This window comes from Mesorhizobium sp. B2-4-1, from assembly GCF_006442185.1.
Classification (GTDB): Bacteria; Pseudomonadota; Alphaproteobacteria; order Rhizobiales; family Rhizobiaceae; genus Mesorhizobium.
On the sequence record NZ_VFVN01000001.1, the window covers coordinates 92,982 to 111,167 of the forward strand.

The 18,186-nt window shown below is 65.1% G+C and carries 15 protein-coding genes, 1 tRNA gene and 1 pseudogene; 9 read left to right on the plus strand and 8 right to left on the minus strand.

Annotation, left to right across the window (positions count from 1 at the left end; all coding sequences use genetic code 11):
* Positions 1-45: 45 nt before the first annotated feature.
* Genes FJ949_RS00475 through phnN form a run of 3 tightly spaced genes read left to right on the plus strand, consistent with a single transcriptional unit; the run spans position 46 to position 2,566 of the window.
* Complete coding sequence (locus tag FJ949_RS00475; protein WP_140491270.1) at positions 46-753, plus strand: DUF1045 domain-containing protein; 708 nt, start codon at positions 46-48, stop codon at positions 751-753.
* 44 nt (positions 754-797) lie between these two features.
* A complete protein-coding gene (locus tag FJ949_RS00480) occupies positions 798-1,937 on the plus strand; it encodes an alpha-D-ribose 1-methylphosphonate 5-triphosphate diphosphatase (protein ID WP_140491272.1) in 1,140 nt (379 codons plus the stop codon).
* Positions 1,934-2,566 carry a phosphonate metabolism protein/1,5-bisphosphokinase (PRPP-forming) PhnN gene (gene phnN, locus FJ949_RS00485; RefSeq protein ID WP_181172083.1) on the plus strand — a complete coding sequence of 211 codons (633 nt, stop codon included), beginning with the start codon at positions 1,934-1,936 and terminating at the stop codon, positions 2,564-2,566. Before FJ949_RS00480 ends, phnN begins: the two co-directional genes overlap by 4 nt.
* Before the next feature lie 55 nt (positions 2,567-2,621).
* Here phnN and FJ949_RS00490 read toward each other — a convergent pair whose 3' ends face one another.
* From FJ949_RS00490 to FJ949_RS00505, 4 genes are all read right to left on the minus strand, one after another.
* Positions 2,622-3,140 carry a DUF2231 domain-containing protein gene (locus FJ949_RS00490; RefSeq protein WP_140493403.1) on the minus strand — a complete coding sequence of 173 codons (519 nt, stop codon included), beginning with the start codon at positions 3,138-3,140 and terminating at the stop codon, positions 2,622-2,624.
* 231 nt (positions 3,141-3,371) lie between these two features.
* Positions 3,372-4,367, minus strand: coding sequence for an ABC transporter permease (locus FJ949_RS00495; protein ID WP_140491276.1), 996 nt, complete (start codon positions 4,365-4,367; stop codon positions 3,372-3,374).
* A gap of 49 nt (positions 4,368-4,416) precedes the next feature.
* Positions 4,417-5,955, minus strand: a complete 1,539-nt coding sequence (locus FJ949_RS00500) for a sugar ABC transporter ATP-binding protein (protein WP_140493406.1) — start codon at positions 5,953-5,955, stop codon at positions 4,417-4,419.
* 116 nt (positions 5,956-6,071) lie between these two features.
* Positions 6,072-7,034 (minus strand): sugar-binding protein, encoded by a 963-nt coding sequence (locus FJ949_RS00505; RefSeq protein ID WP_140491278.1) that lies wholly within the window; start codon positions 7,032-7,034, stop codon positions 6,072-6,074.
* 551 nt (positions 7,035-7,585) lie between these two features.
* On the opposite strand from FJ949_RS00505, the gene FJ949_RS00510 reads away from it, so the two are divergent.
* The 5 genes from FJ949_RS00510 to FJ949_RS00530 all read left to right on the plus strand — a co-directional run bounded on the left by FJ949_RS00510 (position 7,586) and on the right by FJ949_RS00530 (position 12,786).
* Positions 7,586-8,680, plus strand: coding sequence for a LacI family DNA-binding transcriptional regulator (locus FJ949_RS00510; protein ID WP_181172082.1), 1,095 nt, complete (start codon positions 7,586-7,588; stop codon positions 8,678-8,680).
* 359 nt (positions 8,681-9,039) lie between these two features.
* Complete coding sequence (locus FJ949_RS00515) at positions 9,040-10,641, plus strand: flavin monoamine oxidase family protein (RefSeq protein ID WP_224646224.1); 1,602 nt, start codon at positions 9,040-9,042, stop codon at positions 10,639-10,641.
* Positions 10,642-10,690: 49 nt separating this feature from the next.
* Positions 10,691-11,104: a cytochrome c gene (locus tag FJ949_RS00520; protein ID WP_140491280.1), complete on the plus strand. Its 414-nt coding sequence runs from the start codon at positions 10,691-10,693 to the stop codon at positions 11,102-11,104.
* An 88-nt stretch (positions 11,105-11,192) separates the two neighbouring features.
* Positions 11,193-11,705 (plus strand): RidA family protein, encoded by a 513-nt coding sequence (locus tag FJ949_RS00525; RefSeq protein ID WP_140491282.1) that lies wholly within the window; start codon positions 11,193-11,195, stop codon positions 11,703-11,705.
* A gap of 280 nt (positions 11,706-11,985) precedes the next feature.
* A complete protein-coding gene (locus tag FJ949_RS00530) occupies positions 11,986-12,786 on the plus strand; it encodes a class I SAM-dependent methyltransferase (RefSeq protein WP_140491284.1) in 801 nt (266 codons plus the stop codon).
* Positions 12,787-12,845: 59 nt separating this feature from the next.
* Here FJ949_RS00530 and FJ949_RS00535 read toward each other — a convergent pair.
* Positions 12,846-14,382: pseudogene (locus FJ949_RS00535) on the minus strand (winged helix-turn-helix domain-containing protein).
* A 127-nt stretch (positions 14,383-14,509) separates the two neighbouring features.
* On the opposite strand from FJ949_RS00535, the gene FJ949_RS00540 reads away from it, so the two are divergent.
* Positions 14,510-14,971, plus strand: a complete 462-nt coding sequence (locus FJ949_RS00540) for a cupin domain-containing protein (protein WP_140491286.1) — start codon at positions 14,510-14,512, stop codon at positions 14,969-14,971.
* Between the two features lie 294 nt (positions 14,972-15,265).
* Here the strand turns inward: FJ949_RS00540 and FJ949_RS00550 are convergent.
* The 3 genes from FJ949_RS00550 to FJ949_RS00565 all read right to left on the minus strand — a co-directional run bounded on the left by FJ949_RS00550 (position 15,266) and on the right by FJ949_RS00565 (position 18,137).
* A tRNA-Arg gene (locus FJ949_RS00550) sits at positions 15,266-15,342 on the minus strand.
* A 221-nt stretch (positions 15,343-15,563) separates the two neighbouring features.
* Positions 15,564-16,487, minus strand: a complete 924-nt coding sequence (locus tag FJ949_RS00555; RefSeq protein WP_140491290.1) for a DUF1003 domain-containing protein — start codon at positions 16,485-16,487, stop codon at positions 15,564-15,566.
* Positions 16,488-17,243: 756 nt separating this feature from the next.
* Complete coding sequence (locus FJ949_RS00565) at positions 17,244-18,137, minus strand: D-alanyl-D-alanine carboxypeptidase family protein (RefSeq protein WP_140491292.1); 894 nt, start codon at positions 18,135-18,137, stop codon at positions 17,244-17,246.
* Between the last annotated feature and the right edge of the window lie 49 nt (positions 18,138-18,186).

The following is an 18,186-nucleotide window of genomic DNA, read 5'->3' on the forward strand; positions in this document are numbered from 1 at the left end:
CCGTCATGGAAATCACCTATGGCAACGGGCTGACGAGGATCTTCGATGCGCTACGCCATCTACTTCACCCCCCAACAGGACGAAAAATTGGCGCGGATCGCCGCCAACTGGCTGGGCCGTGACCCGTTCGGCGCCGCGACGCGACCGGTGGAGGCGGTGGGCGATTTGTCGGCGGCGGAAGTCGCCTTCCACACCGCATCGGCACGGCGCTATGGTTTTCACGCAACGCTGAAAGCCCCTTTCCGGTTAGCGGCCAACGAAACCGAAGCCTCGTTGCGCGCAGCGCTCGACGCCTTTGCCGAGGCGACGCCCGTTGTAATGATCCCGCGTCTCGTCGTCAGCCAGATCGACGGTTTCTTCGCGCTGGTGCCGGAGGCGCCATTGCCTCCGCTCAATCGCTTCGCCGATGATGTGGTGCGCGATTTCGACCGCTTTCGCGCGCCGTTGACGGAGGCCGAGATCGAGCGGCGCAGCCCGGACTCGCTGAAGCCGGGCGAATTCCGCAATCTCTGCCAATGGGGCTATCCTTACGTCTTCGAGAGCTTCCGCTTTCACATGACGCTGTCCGGCAGGGCCGGGCCACAGGAAAGCCCTCGTCTTCGCCTGGCAATCGAGGGCCTGTTCGCCGAGGTGCTGCGCCAGCCGGTTCCGGTGGACGCGCTGACCTTGTTCATCGAGCCCGAACCCGGCGCCCCGTTCATGGTGCTTTCCCAGCACGCGCTCGGGCGCCGTCCGGCCAGAAAAACCGCCTGAAGCAACAAGCCGTAAAGGCCAGAAAAAACCAAGGACTGCCTGAAATGACCGCCGAGACCATTCTGAGCAACGCCCGCATCGTTCTTGCCGACGAGATCATCGACGGCTCGCTCGTGATGCGTGACGGTCTGATCGCCGACATATCCGCCGGCGCCGTCCGAGCCGGCAAGGACATGGCTGGCGACTTCATCATTCCGGGACTGGTCGAGCTTCACACCGATCATCTCGAAGGCCATTATGCGCCGCGGCCGAAGGTGCGGTGGAACCCGATCGCCGCCGTGCTCGCCCATGACGCGCAAGTGGCGACCGCCGGCATTACCACCGTGCTCGATGCCTTGCGTGTCGGCATGGACGAGGATGCCGATCTCAACGCCGCCGACATCCGCAAGCTCGCCGATGCGATCGAGGACAGCGTGCGGATGGATCGATTGCGGGCCGATCATTTCATCCATCTACGCTGCGAGGTCTCGGCGCCGGATTGCCTCAGGGCCTTCGCCAATTTCGAGACGGACGAACGGGTGAAGCTCGCCTCGCTGATGGACCATGCGCCAGGCCAGCGCCAGTTCGTCAACCTCGAAACCTACGCCTACTACTATCAGCGCAAGCTGAAGCTAACCGATCACGATTTCCAGAAATTCTGCGAGAAGCGGATGGGCGAATCGGCCCGGAATTCGGCCCCGAACCGCGTCTTCATCGCCGCCGCCTGCCACGAGCGCGGGATCGTGCTTGCGAGCCATGACGATGCGACGACGGGCCATGTCGACGAAGCCATCGAGCAAGGCGTGCGCGTTGCCGAATTCCCAACCACCGAGGAGGCCGCCAGAGCTTCGAAGGATGCAGGCCTCGGCGTGCTGATGGGCGCGCCCAATGTCATGCGGGGCGCCTCGCATTCTGGTAACGTCTCGGCGCGCACGCTGGCCAGCGACGGCCTGCTCGACATATTGTCGTCCGACTACATCCCCTTCAGCCTGATCCAGTCCGCCTTCTTTCTTGGCGACGTCGTCGACGGCATTTCCCTGCCGCAGGCGGTGGCGATGGTGTCCAAGAACCCGGCCGAGGCCGTCGGTCTTTCCGATCGCGGCGTCATCGAAGAGGGCCGCCGGGCCGACCTGGTGCGCGTGCGCCTCGACGACCACGTTCCAGTGGTGCGCACGGTCTGGCGGCAGGGGCGGCGGGTCGCGTGATGGCTTCGGCATTGATCGAGCGTGAACTGTCGGCCGAGGCGTTTCCGATACGCGACGGCGTCTTCGTTGCCGTGGTGGGCCCGAGCGGCGCCGGCAAGGATACGATCATCGGCCATGCCAAGGCGCTTTTCGCCGACGAGACGCGGCTGGAGTTCGTGCGCCGCGTCATCACCAGACCGAGCGACACGGCAAGCGAGGATCACGACACGCTGGCCGATGCCGCCTTCATCGAGGCCGAAGCCGACGGCGCCTTCGCCGTCTCCTGGGAGGCGCACGGCCTGCGCTACGGCCTGCCGGCCGAGGTCGATTGGGCAGTGGCCAACGGCCATGTCGCTGTCGCCAACGTATCGCGCGCGATCATCCCTGCCTTGCGAAAGCGCTATGCCAATCTGGTCATCGTCGAGATCACCGCTTCGCCCGATGTGCTGGCCGGGCGGCTGGCGATGCGTGGCCGCGAGTCGCGCGGGGAGGTTCTGGCACGCCTGGCGCGCAGCGCCCCTGTGACGCTCTCCGGACCCGGCGTCACCTCGATCGACAATAGCGGTTCGCGCGAAGCGGCAGGCGAGCGCTTTGCCGAGGTGCTGCGCAAGGCGATGGCGTTCTCCGACATGTCGGGGCTGATCGACTAAAGGTGTTGATGGTCAGGTGGCGCTCGCCTGACCTGAACATCGAAACACCTTCCTTTTATGCCGCGTGCCGGTCGTGATCGGCACGACGCGTGCTGGCCGACGGCGTTGCCGAAGGTTGTGTCGGCGCGTCCAGAACCGCGACGTGATGGCGGTACACCATTTCCCAGCCTTTCCAGCCGGTAAACAGCAGGATGCAGACAACGATCAATGAAAGCAGCACTCCCCATGGGCGAACTGCCGCTTCGGCGCCTTGGCTGTAGCGAAGATAGAAATTGATCAGCGCCAGAACGACGGCGGTCAAATTGCCGACCATGTGGTACCAGGCGTCCGTCAGGGCGCGGATGCGCGGCTCGCTCAGGAAATCGATAAAGCCGGCAATCGCCGCCAGGAGAGCCATGACGATGGCTGCTCCAATCAGCCACATCGACGCGCGTGCCCAAAAGGCGTCGGCAGTCCCCCAGAACATCAAATCGGTGAGAAACGCGCCGACAAGGAACGCGACAGGAAAGGGAATGAGCATCGGATGGATGGGATGACCTCCCACCTTGGCGGTGCTTAGCGGATTCGCGGCCATGACAATGCCTCCGAATAGAAAAGCTTTGAACAACGCCCAGATAAGGGTTTCGTTCCAATCCGGATGGAAGCTCGCAAGACCGTTTTCGCGATGCCGCCCCCCTTTTGCACTCAAGTCACTTGGGGCCGCACAGATACGGCCGACAACAGATCGAGCGGAATTGCGGGGCGGGCGAGATAGAGCGGCGTTATCTTTCGACGGCCACGGCGGACGGCGGCTTTTTGCCCCTGACTATTCCGCCGCTGCCCCGGCGATGCTCTTGCGGCTGGCGTCGACCATGCGCCGCCGCGCGCGGAACACGCCCCACTGCTGGTCGATCAGCACGCCGATGAGGATGACGCCGCCCATCACCGCGAAGTTGAGCGAGGACGGGATGCCGAGCAGATTGACGAGGTTCTGCAGCTCCTGCAGCAGCACGGTGCCGAGGATGACGCCGATCAGCGAGCCCTCGCCGCCGCGCAGCGAGAAGCCGCCGAGCACGGCCGCGGCAATGGCGTAAAGCTCGTAGAACTGGCCGTGGCTGGCCGGCGAGATGGATCGCGTGTACATGGCGAAATAGATCGCCGACAGCGCCGTCAGTACCCCGCAGATGACGTAGGCGGCCATGACGACACGCCCGGTGCGGATGCCGGAATATTTCGCCGCTTCCTCGTTCTTGCCGATGGCGTAGAGATAGCGGCCGAACACCGAGCGGTGCAGCACCACCCACATGACGATGGCGATGACCATCAGCGCGAAGAAGGAGTTCGGCACGCCCCAGGAGCGGCCGGCGGTCAAGAATTCGAGCTCCGGGAAATTCTGGCCGAAGGCGAAGCCGGCGGTGCCGTCGGCGGTGTAGAAGCGGGCGACGCCGCGATAGATCAAAAGGCCGCACAAGGTCACCACGAAGGGCTGCAATTTGAGCCGCGTGATCAGCCAGCCATGCGCCAGGCCGATGATGGCACCGAGCACCAGGATGAGCACGAAGGCCAGCGGCCATTCCATGCCGCGCACGGCGATGAAGTCGATGAAAAGCGTTCCCAGCAGCGCCACCAGCGAGCCGACCGACAATTCGATGCCGCCGGTGATGATGACGAAGGCCTGGCCGATCGACAGGATGCCGAACAGTCCGATCAGGTTCGAGGTGTTGGCGAGATTGATTGGCAGCAGGAAGCGCGGATTGATGATGGCGACGATGGCGCCGACCACCAGGATCAGGATCAGCAGGCCGAGATCTTTCTTGCTCATCATCTTCTCCCAATGCCGGCCCGAGCGCTTCCGCGGCGCGGCGGCAGAATTATTTCGGCTGCTTGCCTACCGCCAGCAGCAGCACGTTTTCCTGGCTGAACTGGTCCTTGTCCAGAATGCCCGAGATCTGGCCCTCATGCATGACGGCGATGCGGTCGGACACGCCGATCACCTCCTCCATGTCGCTGGAGATCATCAGCACGGCGACGCCGGCGTCGGCCAGCGCACGCATCAGCCCGTAGATCTCCGCCTTGGCGCCGATGTCGATGCCGCGCGTCGGCTCATCGAGGATCATCACCTTGGGGTTCATCGCCAGCCATTTGGCCAGCACGACCTTCTGCTGGTTGCCGCCCGACAGCGTGCCGGTGCGCGTCTGCACCGAGGGCGCCTTGATGCCGAGATCTTTTTTCTGCTTCTCGGCGGTTGCCGTTTCGGCGCTGGTCGACACCAAGGAGCGCTTGGCATGCGCCGGCAGGTTGGGCAGCGAAATGTTCTGGGCGATCGAAAGGTCGAGCAGGATGCCGGTCAGCTTGCGGTCCTCCGGCACTAGGAAGATGCCGTGCGCGACGGCATCGGCCGCCGAGCCCAGGGCGAGCGGCTTGCCGGCGAGCTCGAGCGTGCCGCCAAGGCTGCTTTCGATGCCGAAGAACACCCGCGCCAGCTCGGTGCGGCCGGAACCGACAAGGCCGGCAAGGCCGAGGATTTCACCGCGCCTGACGTCGAGATCTACCGGGCGGCCGGGATAGGTCGGGGTGCGGATGGCCTTGGCCGACAGGGCGACGGCGCCGGGGGCGCGGGCCGCCTCGGAAGCCTTCTCGCGCTCCTTCAGCATGCGGCCGATCATCAGCTTGACCATCTGGTCGTGGTTGATGTCGCGCTTGGGCAAGGTGCCGGCCAGCATGCCGTCGCGCAGCACGATGACGCGGTCGGCGACGCGCTCGACCTCGTGCAGGCGATGCGAAATGAAGATGACGCTGATGCCGTCCGCCTTCAGCGCCCTGATGACGTCGAGCAATTTGTCGGTCTCGGCGATCGGCAGGCTCGACGTCGGTTCGTCGAGGATGACCAGCCTTGCCTTGATCGACAGCGCCTTGGCGATCTCGACCATCTGTTGCTGAGCGAGCGACAGTTCGGCGACGGGCGTGTCGGCGGAGAAATTGGCGCCGACGCGCTTTAGGAGCGGCGCCACCATGGCGCGCAGCCTGGCGCGGTCGACGAGCCTGAGCGGCCCGGCGCGCAGCGGTTCGCGGCCGAAGAAGATGTTGGCTGCGACGTCGAGGTTCTCGAAGAGGTTGAGTTCCTGGTGGACGAAGGCGATGCCGGAGCCCAGGCTGCCCTCGACGCTCAGGCCGTCATGGGCGGTGCCGTCGACGGTGACGGTGCCGCTGTCGGGCCGCGTCACGCCGCCGAGGATCTTCATCAAGGTGGATTTGCCGGCGCCGTTCTCGCCGACGAGACCGATGACCTCGCCCGGCCTGACCTCCATCGAGAAGCCGTCGAGCGCGACGACGCCCGGATAGGTCTTGCGCACGTTCTCGAGACTGAGGAACGGGGTGGTCGCGGCGATGGATGTGTCGGAATAATTCATCATGCCTGACAGCGTTGGCGGGCCGACCTCTTGGCAGACTGACTGGCCTCGAAGGGTTCGTCAATGCGAGAGCAGCCGGCTCAAGCGACGTTGAGCCGGCTGAACTGCCTTCGGTCTTAGTTTCCAGCCATCGCCTTCAGATTGGCGGCGTAGGCGTCGACGTCATCCTTGCCGATGATCTTGGTCGGGATGATGATGAGGCCGTCGGCCGGGATGCCCGACTTGTCGCCCTTGAGATAGGATGCCATCAGCTTCATGCCCTGATAGGCCCACTCGAAGGGCTGCTGCACGACGGTGGCGGCAATGGTGCCTTCCTTGACGCCGCCCAGGGTGATCGGATCGTCATCGAAGCCGACGACGGTGATCGAGCCGAGCTTGCCGGCATCGCGCAGCGCTTCATAGATGCGCGGCGTGTTGTAGGAGTAGAAGCCGACCATGCAGGTGACGTCGGGGCTGGCGACCAGCGCGTCCTCGACATTCTTCTTGGCGCGGGCCTGGTCGATGTCGTCGCCGCGCACGTCGACGAGCTCGATCTTGGTGCCGGCCAGGCCATCCTTCATGCCCTGGATGCGCTCCTTGGCATTGTCGGCGCCGAGCAGGCCGACGAAGCCGAGGCACTTGCCGCCGTCTGGCATCGCCTTCTTGGCGATTTCGGCCGCCTGCTTGCCGGCATCGACATTGGACGAGCCGATATAGGCGACGCGCTTGGTCTGCGGAGCGTCGCTGTCGGTGGTGAACAGCGCCGTTTCCGAGGCGATCTTGTTCAGCCCGTCGGTCGAGGTCTTGGGATCGACGGCCGAAACCATGATGCCCTTGACGCCGGCGGTGACCAGATCGTCCATCAGCCGCTGCTGGATGGCGACCGAGGACTGCTCGGGATATTTCAGCTCGAGATTGTAGTCGGGCAGTTCGCCCTGCGCCTTCTTGACGCCGGCTTCGGCCGCCTTCCAGAAGTCGGAAGCGCCGTTGACGACGAAGGCCAGCGTCGGCTTGTCGTCGGCGCGCGCGATCGTGCTCGCCGTCAGGCCAAGCAGCAGCGCCGCGGTGGCCACGGATGCATTGCGTATCAAGGATTTCATGTTCAACCTCCCGTTTTGGCCGGTCGTCGGACCGGCCGATCCTGCACTTGTCTGATTTGCCGTTCGCGGCTTGGACGCCCTCCTCCTCAAGGGTTCCCGGCACTGAAGATGGCGTCGTTCCAGCCACGGCGACGGACTTTAGAGACTCATCCCCCGTTCGTAAATAGTCCGATTTGTCTGACATATCACATGTCCGCGACAAGGCTTCGCGGGGGTACTATCCGCTTGCCATCGGGCCATTCGCATGCACCGCGCCCCAGGGAAAACGGACGCGACGGACCGACGTTACAGCGCATTTTCGTATTAGTAAACGGTATTAGTTGCGTTCGATGGCGACCACGCCGGCGGCGACGCCGTTGGGTTTGCCTGAAACGCAATGGCTTGGGGCAAACGGGGTAATCGGCTCATATGCTGTGATTTGAGCTGCCCGGAGCCGGCTAGCCAGTAGACCCGTCGTCCGCTAATAGGTATAAGTTAGCCGATATTTCTATAAACCGGCGCGGCCTTGATGGTCGCCGGGCAGGCCGGACAGGCTGGGGAACACGAACAGCATGAGCGAGACCACCGATATCGCGACGGCAAGGCGCCGCAAGGCGCCGGTGAAGCCCAAGGGCCGGGTCACCATGACCGACATTGCGCGCGCCGCCGGCTGCTCGCAGGCGACTGTTTCCTTCGTGCTCAACAATTCGCCTGGCATAAAACTGTCGCGGCAGACGCGCGAGCGGGTGATCGAGGCGGCGCGCGCGCTGGGCTATAGTGCGCCGGCCTTTTCGGCGCTGAAGGCGCCGGCCGCCGCCTTCGACGGGCTGGACGGGGTGATCGGCTTCGCCGTCGACCAGCTCGCCACCAGCCCGGAAGCCGTCGTCGCCATCGAGGGCGCGCGCCAGGCCTCGTGGAACGCCGGCAACGTGCTTCTGGTGGCGCAGACCATGGGCGATGCCGTGATGGAGCCGCGCGCCATAGAGGCGCTGACCAGGCGGGGCATTTCGGCGCTGATCTACATGACCATCTTCACCCGCGAGATCACGGCGCCCGACTTCCTCTACAGCCTCGACATCCCGGTGATCCTGCTCAACTGCTACACGTCGGATTACGCCTTCCCCGCCGTGGTGCCCTCCGAGATCGCCGGCGGCCAGAGCTCCACCCGGCACCTGATCAGCCATGGCCACCGCCGCATCGCCACCATCACCGGCGAGCCCTGGATGCAGGCGGCACAGGACCGCCTGAAGGGCTACCGCCGCGCGCTTGCCACCGCCGACATCCCCTTCGATCCCGAACTGGTGGTCGAGGGCGACTGGTCGGCAAGTGCCGGCTATGCCGCGACCGTCAAGCTCCTGGCGCTGAAGGACCGCCCGACCGCCATCTTCTGCCAGAACGACCGCACCGCGATCGGCTGCTACGAAGCGCTGAAGGAAGCCGGCCTGCACATCCCGCAAGACATCTCCGTGGTCGGCTACGACGACGAGGAAATCGCCCGGCATCTGTTCCCGCCGCTGACCACCTCGATCCTGCCGCATATGGCGATGGGCCAATGGGCGATCGAACAGCTCGAAGCGCCGGCGAAGGTGGGACGGGGGCGCTATCCTATCACCAAGCTGGAATGTCCGCTGGTGGAGAGGGAGAGCGTGCGGGCCGTGGCAGGCTGACCGCCCGGCCGACAAGGCAAGCATTTGGGCGATGAAAACCGGCGCCGCGAGCGCCGGCAGGCCACGGACTTTCCCGTCGGACTTTTCCGCTGTCGGGCCAGCCAGGCGTGCCCTTTCAATTGGCACAGCAAGCGGTCTGGCCGCCGGCCCCGAGGCCGCGAAGGCGTGAAAAATGCCGGCCAGCGACGCCGCGAGAGCCCTATTGCGCCAATGTTCGAGGACATTTGTTCCAAGCGCGGCGTGTTGGTTGAACAGATTGGGTTGCAGGCATAGCCTTGCGTCGTCCACCGGGGCTCGCCTCGAGCTTGCGGGGGCAACAGGCGGCGGATCGCGGCGTGCCGCTGATCGAGGAGACTAACATGCAGCTCGAACAATCCCTTGCCGGCATGCGCCGGCGCGACCTTCTCAAAATGATCGGCATTACGGCGGGCAGCGCCGCAATGTACCAGGCCATGACCAGCATGGGGCTGGCGGCAGAGTCCGATTACAAGGGACCGATCAAGCTCGAAGGCGACCCGAAGGGCGCTTCGGTGCTCGTCCTGGGCGCCGGCCTTGCCGGCATGCTGGCGGCGCTGGAACTGCGCCAGGCCGGCTACAAGGTGAAGATCCTCGAATACAATGCCCGCGCCGGCGGCCGCAACTGGACGATACGCGGCGGCGACACCGTCACCGAACTCGGCGGCTACACGCAGAAATGCGAGTTCGACGAGGGGCTCTACCTCAATCCCGGCCCCTGGCGCATCCCTTACCATCACAACGGGCTGTTGGCCTATTGCCGGAGGCTCGGGGTGACGCTGGAGCCGTTCCAGCAGACCAACCACAACGCCCTGCTGCACTCGACGGAGGCCTTCGGCGGCAAGCCCAAGCGCGTGCGCGAGATCCAGACCGACTTCAAGGGCCACACGTCGGAGCTGCTGGCCAAGGTGGCCAAGAAAGGCCAACTGGAAGGGCTCGTCTCCAAGGAGGACCAGGAGGTGCTGCTCGAGGCGCTGCAGTCCTGGGGCGCGCTGGACAAGGACTACAGCTACAAATCCAGCCTCGCGACGGCCGAGTTCCGCGGCTACGAGAAGGAGCCGGGCGGCGGCATCGGCGCCGAGCCGGTGGCGGGTCAGGTCATCGGCGCGTCCGATGTGTTGAACTCGCGCCTGTGGGGCAGCCTCGCCAACTTCTCGCTCTACGAATTCCAGACCACCATGTTCCAGCCGGTCGGCGGCATGGGCAGGATCGGCGAAGCCTTCGCCAAGCAGGTCGGCGACCTCATCACCTACAATGCCAAGGTCACCAAGATCGCCCAGAACGACAAGGGCGTGACGGTGACCTATGAGGACGCGAAAAACCCCGGAACCGCCCAGGAAGCCAGCGCCGACTGGTGCGTGTGCACCATTCCGCTCACCATCCTCAGCCAGATCGAAATCCAGGTCGGCGGCGCCATGCAGGCGGCGATCGGGGCGGTGCCCTATGCGTCCTCGGTCAAGGTCGGCCTGCAGATGAAGCGCCGTTTCTGGGAGGAGGACGAATCGATCTTCGGCGGCGTCAGCTACACCAACCTGCCGATCTCGCAGATCTCCTACCCCAGCACCGGCTTCAACGCCGGCGGCAAGGGCGTGCTGCTCGGCTGCTACACATGGAACGGACCGAACTCCTACGAATTCACCGCCATGACCCCGCAGGAGCGCGTGCAGAAGGCGGTGGAATACGGCGCGCAGATCCACCCGCAATACAAGCAGGAGTTCGAGACCGGCGTTTCCTGGGCATGGCACCGCTCGCCCTTCACGCTTGGCTGCGCGGGCGACTGGACCGAGGAGGCACGCAAGGAGCATTACGACAATCTGTGCCAGATCGACGGCCGCATCGTGCTGGCCGGCGAGCATGCCTCCTACATTCCCGCCTGGCAGGAGGGCGCGATCCTGTCCTCGCTCAACGCCATCACCCGCCTGCACCAGCGCGTCATGCAGGGATGAGGCCATGCCGATCCCTTCGTTCACCCCGTATCCCGCGAGGCATCCCATCATGAGCAGCTCCTTCAAAAGACCCAGCGGTCTCATCGCCGCCATGGCCGTCGCCATGGCGTTCACGGCCCCCGGCGCGTTCGCCGATTCGGCCGGTGTCACGTTCAGCCAGGGCGATAATTTCACCGAAAAGGACGGCGCGGCGCTCTATGCCAATGTCTGCGCCGCCTGCCACCTGGACAAGGGGCAAGGCGCGGTCGGCGCCGGCCACTATCCGGCGCTGGCCAAGAACAAGAACCTGGAGACCGGCGGCTATCCGGTAAGCCTCGTCCTGCACGGGCAAAACGGCATGCCGCCGGTGGGGCAGATGATGAGCGACGACCAGGTCGCTGCCGTGGTCAACTATGTCAGGACGCATTTCGGCAACGACTACAAGGATGCCGTGACGGCGCAGGACGTGAAGGATGTCCGCTGATTGACGGATGTCGCCCGCTCATGCGGCAACGCAAACGGCGGCGGGCATTCCGGCGCTCGCCGCCCTCTCGAATGGAAGGAAACGGGTCATGAAACCATCGATCGGGAAATCATGGATTGGGGCCGCCGTGCTGGCGGCGGGAATGCTGGCGGCCGGCGCGGCCGTGGCCGACGACGTCGTTCGCCACAAGATTCCGAATTCGGATTTTCCGATCCTGCGCGCCGTCGAGGTGCCGGCCGGCAAAACCACGGTCTATCTCAGCGGCGCCGTGCCGTCCGTTATCGACGAGAAGGCCGACAAGGCAACAGTTGCCGCCTATGGCGACACCGAAGCCCAGACCGGCTCGGTGCTGAAGTCGATCGACAAGACGCTGGCCGATCTCGGCCTGAAGATGGGCGACGTCTTCAAGATGCAGGTCTTCCTGGTCGGCGATCCCGCCAAGGGCGGCAAGATGGATTTTGCCGGCTTCATGAAAGGATACACGAAGTTTTTCGGCACCAAGGACCAGCCGAACCTGCCGACGCGTTCGGTGGTGCAGGTCGCGGGCCTCGCCGGTCCCGGCTTCCTGGTCGAAATCGAAGTGACCGCCGTGCGGCCCTGAAGCCGGGCGTTCGGCCAGCCCGTTGCGCCAGGATGCCGAACGGGCTGGCGAGGCGCGGATCCGGCGGGCCGGGAATCGTACGGTTGAAGTGACCTTCAGGCACCCACCGAAAGGCGGAGCTGGGCGATGTTGACCCGCCAGTGAGGGCTAAACCGCGCGGAGCCCACGCCCAGGCACTAGCCATTCGTCGAAGGCAGGTCGCGCGACCGCGGACGGAAAACCGCCTCACACCTTTCCCGGAATTGCCCTAGCCTCGCCTCTTCAGCGCAGGGAGAGCGAGATGACATCAAGTTTCACCGTTCATGACGCCAGCGGATATGAGCAGCTCATGGGCCGCTGGAGCCGCAAGCTCGCGCCCAAATTCATCGACTTCGCCGGGCTTGCCTGTGGCGAAAAGATCCTCGACGTCGGCTGCGGCACCGGTAGCCTGACGTTCGAGCTGGCGAAATCCGCCGACCTCGCGGCGATCGCGGCAATCGACTTTTCGCCCGTCTTCGTCGAGGCGGCGAAGCGGCGCAACACCGACCCGCGCATCGAGATCCAGCAAGCCGACGCCACCGCCTTGCCGTTCGCCGACGATGGTTTCGACCGCGCGCTGGCGCTGCTCGTGCTCCACTTCGTGCCGGAGGCCGGCAAGGCGGTGGGCGAGATGCGCCGCGTGGTGCGGCCGGGCGGCGTGGTGGCGGCCGTCGTGTGGGATCATCTCGGCGGCATGCCCGGCATGCGCATGATGATCGACACGGTGGCCGCGCTCAGCGAAGGCGGACGCCAGATGCGCAGCCGCTATTGCTTCCAGCCGATGATGCAGCCGGGCGAAATGAAGCGGACTTTTGTCGAGCAGGACCTGGCCGACGTGACCGAAACCGAGCTGATGATCCGCATGGACTACCGCGACTTCGACGACTATTGGGCGCCGATAGCGGCCGGCGAAGGCCCGCTCGGCAAATACATGATGACGCTCGACCCAGCCGAGCGGACGCGCAGCGAGGCCGCCGTCCGCGATGCCTATGAGGCCGGCCGGCCGGATGGCGCACGGTCGTTCGCGAATGTTGCCTGGGCTTGCAGGGGCGTGGTGCGGTAAGGGCGCCGAAGAACCGCCCATCCGCCACCCAGGCCGGTCTCCATGAAGACGCGCCGGCGCTATTGCGGCAGACCGGCGGCCTGCAGCGCCTCGCCGAGGCATTGCGCGAGCGCCGGGGCACAGTGCACGGCCGCGAACTGCCGACCGTAGCGAAACGTCGGATGCAGCTCACGCACCCGCGCGGCCGCCGCCATCGCCTCGTCCAGCCGGCCGAGTTTCGCCAAAGCGGCGGCCAGTTGCACATAGGTGATGCTGTGGGCGGTTGGCCTGCACGGACCTGTATGCGGCGCGGCAGGCCTCGTCATAGCGGCCGCGCAGCAGATGGCTCATCGCCTGCGCGTCGAAGGCGGCGAAGGCCCAGGGGTCGAAGGGGCTGAGCCGCATCCCGCGCTCGCTCCACGCGATGGCCTGCTCCGCTTCGCCGCTCCAGCCGAGGATGACGCTGCCCAGAATGTAGGTCAGGGCGGATGACGGGCTGACGGCGAGCGCGGCTTCCAGGGCGGTGAAGGCGGCCTTGCGGTCATGTCCATCCATGCCGATCGAAAACCCCGCAAGGGTGAGCGCCGAGGCGTCGTCCTGCCCGTGCAGGATGGCCAGGCGGGCGTGGCGTATCGAAGCCTCGCGATCGGCTTCCTGCAAGCCGGCGCGAAGGAACAGGCAATGGTGGCACATGGCGGCATTGCCGTGGGCAAGCGCATAGGTCGGCTCGAGTTCGATGGCGCGTTCGAGCAGCACGAGCGCCTGCGTCACCCGCTCGGGCATGCCGGAATCCACGTCCGGCTGGGCGCGCAGCACGAGGTCGTAGGCATCGAGACTGTCGGGGCGCTTGCGCCTCACCCTCTCGATTTCGACACGCCGCAGGCTGGGCGCGATCGCGCCGACGGCCGCCAGCGCGATCTCATCCTGGAGCGCGAAAATATCGGCGGAGGCGCGGTCGAAGCGCTCGGCCCATATGTGGGCGCCGGTCGAGGTGTCGATCATCTGGCCGGTGACGCGCACGCTGCCGCCGGCCCTGCGCACGCTGCCTTCGAGCACATAGTGGACGCCGAGCTCGCGGCCGACCTGCTTCACGTCCACCGCGCGCCCCTTATAGGTGAAGGAGGAGTTGCGCGCGATGACGAACAGCCAGTTGATGCGCGCCAGGCCGGTGACGATGTCGTCGACGATGCCGTCGGCGAAATAGTCCTGCTCCGGATCACCGCTCAGGTTCGAGAACGGCAGAACCGCGATCGAGGGCTTGCCGGGCCATGTCAGCGTTGCCGCCTCGGGGCCGAGACCACCGATCGCGACCTCGGGCCCGACATAGCGATAGCCGTGCCGCGGCAGCGTCTCGATCCAGCTTCCGCCGCCGGCCGCGCTCTCCAGCATGCGCCTGGCCGCCGCGACCTGCACCGTCAGATTGCTGTCCTCGATCGGTTGGCCCGGCCATGCGGCGTCGATCAGCGCCTGCTTGGGGACCGGCTTGCCCGTGCGTTCGACAAGCAGCGCGAGCAGCGCGACCGCCCGTTGGCCGAGCGGCGTCGGCTGGTCGCCGTGGAACAGGATCCCGGCTTCGCCGTCGATGCGAAAGGGGCCAAAGGCGAGGCTTGTTGCCATTCCCGAAGGAGATACCGTTTGCAATCTTTTCGCAATGATTTCGCAACGGCTTCACGACTGGCCGGCCGGGTAGAGGCATCCTGTGCCGGTGGCTGCGGGAAAAAGCAGCGAACCGATGGAGGATCAAATGAGCGCCGCCCCTGTCATCCGGATGCCCGACGAGAACAAGGGGGTCATGCTGCGGGGCCAGCCGATGGTGTTTCTCGTCACCGGCGCGGATACCAGACACACGAGCATGTTCGACTGGACCATACCGGCCGGCTTCGCCACCGGCCTGCATGTCCATCGCGTGCAGGAAGAGACCTTCTATGTGCTTGACGGCGAATGTGTCTGGTACGTGGGCGGAAAGGTGATCCGGGCGACGCCGGGCACCTTCCTGTTCATTCCGCCCGGCGTGCAGCACAACATCACCAATGTCGGCGAAAGACCGGCCCGCGTGCTGATGACCGTCTCGCCGCCCGGGCATGAGCACTATTTCGAAGATCTTGCGAGGCTCGCCGCAAAGGGCTCCCCGGATCCGAAGGCGCTCGCCGAGCTGCGGAACCGCTACGACACCGACCAGATTTCTACGTTGACGACGAGTGCATAGGGGTCGTTGGTGCATCGGCGAAATTGGCCTACTGGTCCACATCCGCGCCAGCCCGCATCTCGACCTGACCGCCGCGCGCGACCTGCATTTTCGCGAGGTCTGGGTTGATCGCGGGACCGGGCGGCGCCGTCTGCGGATTATGAGCCGGACGCGGTGGCGCGGGGCTGGATGATGTGCCGGGATTTTTGAGGAGGCTGGGTGGGTTTAAACCACTTCAACATGCTTCGGCCAACGTGTTACGCAGGTCTCCAGTATAAACTGTAACCTATGTGTCCGGAACGGACCGGCGGTATTTGGCGCACCCGACAGGATTCGAACCTGTGACCTCTGCCTTCGGAGGGCAGCGCTCTATCCAGCTGAGCTACGGGTGCTTCCCGGCGGGCCGGAAAACGAACCGGGTGAACCGGCAAGTCACGGCTTCTTAGCGGAAGCGGGCGCGGGCTTCAACGGGCAATTGAGATTGGCGTCGCGTCTCAGGGTTCGGGCGGCCCTCGTAGGCGGGAGTCTGTTGCGTACGGCACTCCCCCTCTCCGTCTCGGCTTCGCCGAGCCACCTCTCCCCCACTTTATGGGGGCGAGGAATCCAAGACCCCTCACCCGCCCGCCTCACCTCGCACCGCCCGCCTCCTCACTCCCCTTGCCGCCCTCTTCGCCTTCTTCGCTCCGGTCAGCTCATGCATCGCATCCAGCTGCATCTGCTGCATCTCGGCCAGGCGGGTCCATTGGCGCGAGATGAGGTAGTCGAGTTTTTCGTGCAAATGGCGCACTTCGAGCTCGGCCTTGAGGTTGACGCGGTAGTCGTTGAAGGAGCGCAGGCGGTCTTTCACCTCCTGGCGCTTCTGGCTCATCATGATGATGGGCGCCTGGATGGCGGCGATGCAGGAGAGCAGCAGGTTGAGCAGGATGAAGGGGTAGGGATCGAAGGCGCGGTTCAAGCCCTCGAACAGGTTGATGGCGATCCACACCAGGAGCACGCCGGCGAACGAGATCAGGAACCACCAGCTGCCGCCGAAGGCCGCCATGTTGTCGGAGACGCGGTCGGCAAAGGAGCGATGCTCCTCGAATTCTTCCTCCGAGTTTTCCGAAATGGTGTCCTGCCTGGCGATGGATTCCACCACCTGGCGGTCGAGCTCGGAAAATTCGCCGTGCTCCTGCTGGAGCAGCTCCTCCATGTAGCGCATGCGGTAGCGGCCGAGCTCCTCGCGGCTGATGCGGGCGCCATGCGGCAGGTCGGGATGGTCGGAGCGGATGCGGTCGGCCAGGCTCGGGCGCAAATCGTCGATGCGCACCAGGTCGCGCTTGCGGAATTTGCGGCCCGAGATCGCCGACGGTCTTTTCTTGGGCTTGGCCCGCGAGGCTCCGGGCAAGGCGGGCTCGGAGTCCGGCACCTCCGGCGTGTCGAAATGCTCGTCCGAAACCCCGTGCAGGTCCTCCCCCGTGGTCGGCGCCTCGAAATACTCGCCGCCGCTGTCATTGTCCGCCGCCTGCTGCTCGGACGCCTTGGGAAGGGTGCTCATGATGCGGGCTCCTGCTGTGGTGGAAGACGATAGACCGATGCGGCGATGCTTAGCCAGCATCGCGGCGATTTGGCATGCCTATGCCACGTCTTGCGGACGATTGCGTGACAGGAAGGGGCAGCGGGCCGCCTTTCGGGGCTCGCCTGGTAGACATTCGAGGTTGGCGGCGGCTCTGTGAAATCGTCATCAACCGCCGAGGAACCATAACGGGGGCGAAGCTCCGTCGCGGAGCCTGGATCCATTCCGTGGCATTGGCCGCAGTGGAGCAGAATTGCGAACCGTTGCGGCGCCTGCCGAGTCGCGGCATGGGTCCTCGCGCCGCGTCGCTGCGCTCCTTGCTCCGCCCGTGGATGACGAAGTGATTGGCTGGTGCCCTGGGCGACGGTAATAAAAACCCGCCTTGCGGCGGGTGGCTGGCGCAAATCAGCACCATAGCGAGAAGAGTAGCATAGTTGCCTTCACCCTGTCAAGAAAAAATTCCTATCGGGTCAGTCGACGCCATCGCCCGCTTTCGAGCGACTGCGCCGCCCCTCACTGTCCTGCCGGACATCTCTCCCCGTAGAACGGGGGAGAGAGGGGCTGTTATCGCCGGTTTCGCCCATCACCAACGCTGCAAAAAGGGTGCCGAGGTTGCGGCCAGCCCCTTCTCCCCGTCACCATACGGGGAGAAGTGCCTGGCAGGGCGATGAGGGGCGGCACTGACTTCGATAGTTGAGCAAGCTGGTCCGAAGCGAGGCAGCCCCGCAGCTCGCCCGCTCACTGCTGTTCGGCGTACATCACCCTGGTCGGGGCGTCGGCAACCGCCGGCGATAGGTTGCGCTGGATCAGCGCCTCGACATGGTCGTTACGCTGGCGGGCGCTGTCGGCGCCCATCACCACCACGATCAGCTGGCGGCCGTCGGCTTCGTAGGAGGTGACGATGTTGAAGCCGGAAGCCCTGATATAGCCGGTCTTGATGCCGTTCACGCCGCGCACGCGGCCGAGCATGTCGTTGTGGCCGCGCACCAGCCGGCCGCGGAACATGAAGTCGCTTTCGGAAAAATAGTGGAAATGCTGGGGGAAGCGCTGGTGCAGCGCCATGCCGAGCACCGCCATGTCGCGCGCGCTGGTGACCTGGCCGTCGTCGGGCAGGCCCGAGGCGTTGCGGAAAATGGTGCTGGTCATGCCAAGCTGGCGCGCCTTCGACGTCATCATGGCGGCGAACTCGTCCTCCGAGCCGCCGAGATATTCGCCCACCGCCACCGCCACGTCATTGGCCGACTTGACGACGATGGCGCGGATGGCGGAATCGACGTCGATCGTTTCCCCGCGCCGGAAGCGCATCTTGGTCGGCGGCTGCGAGGCGGCGTGGTCGGAGACCGGGATCTGCGTTTCCTTGGAGACGCGGCCGCTCTCCATCGCCTCGAACAGGAGGTAGAGCGTCATCATCTTGGTCAGCGAGGCCGGATAGCGCTGGGCCCTCGAATTGACCTCGAACAGCTGCTTTCCGCTTCTGATATCGACGACGATGGCCGCGTATTTCTGCGGCGGCGCCGGCACGGCGAGCACAGAGTCCGGCGGTGTCGTGGTCGAGCAGCCCGCAGCCATCAGCAACAGGCCAAGGGCGACGAAAAGTCTCTGGACGAGCGGAAGGCGACGCTGGTTGGACAAGGGCAAGTCTGTTCGGGTCAGGCTGTTGCTGAGATGCGGCGAAGCTAAC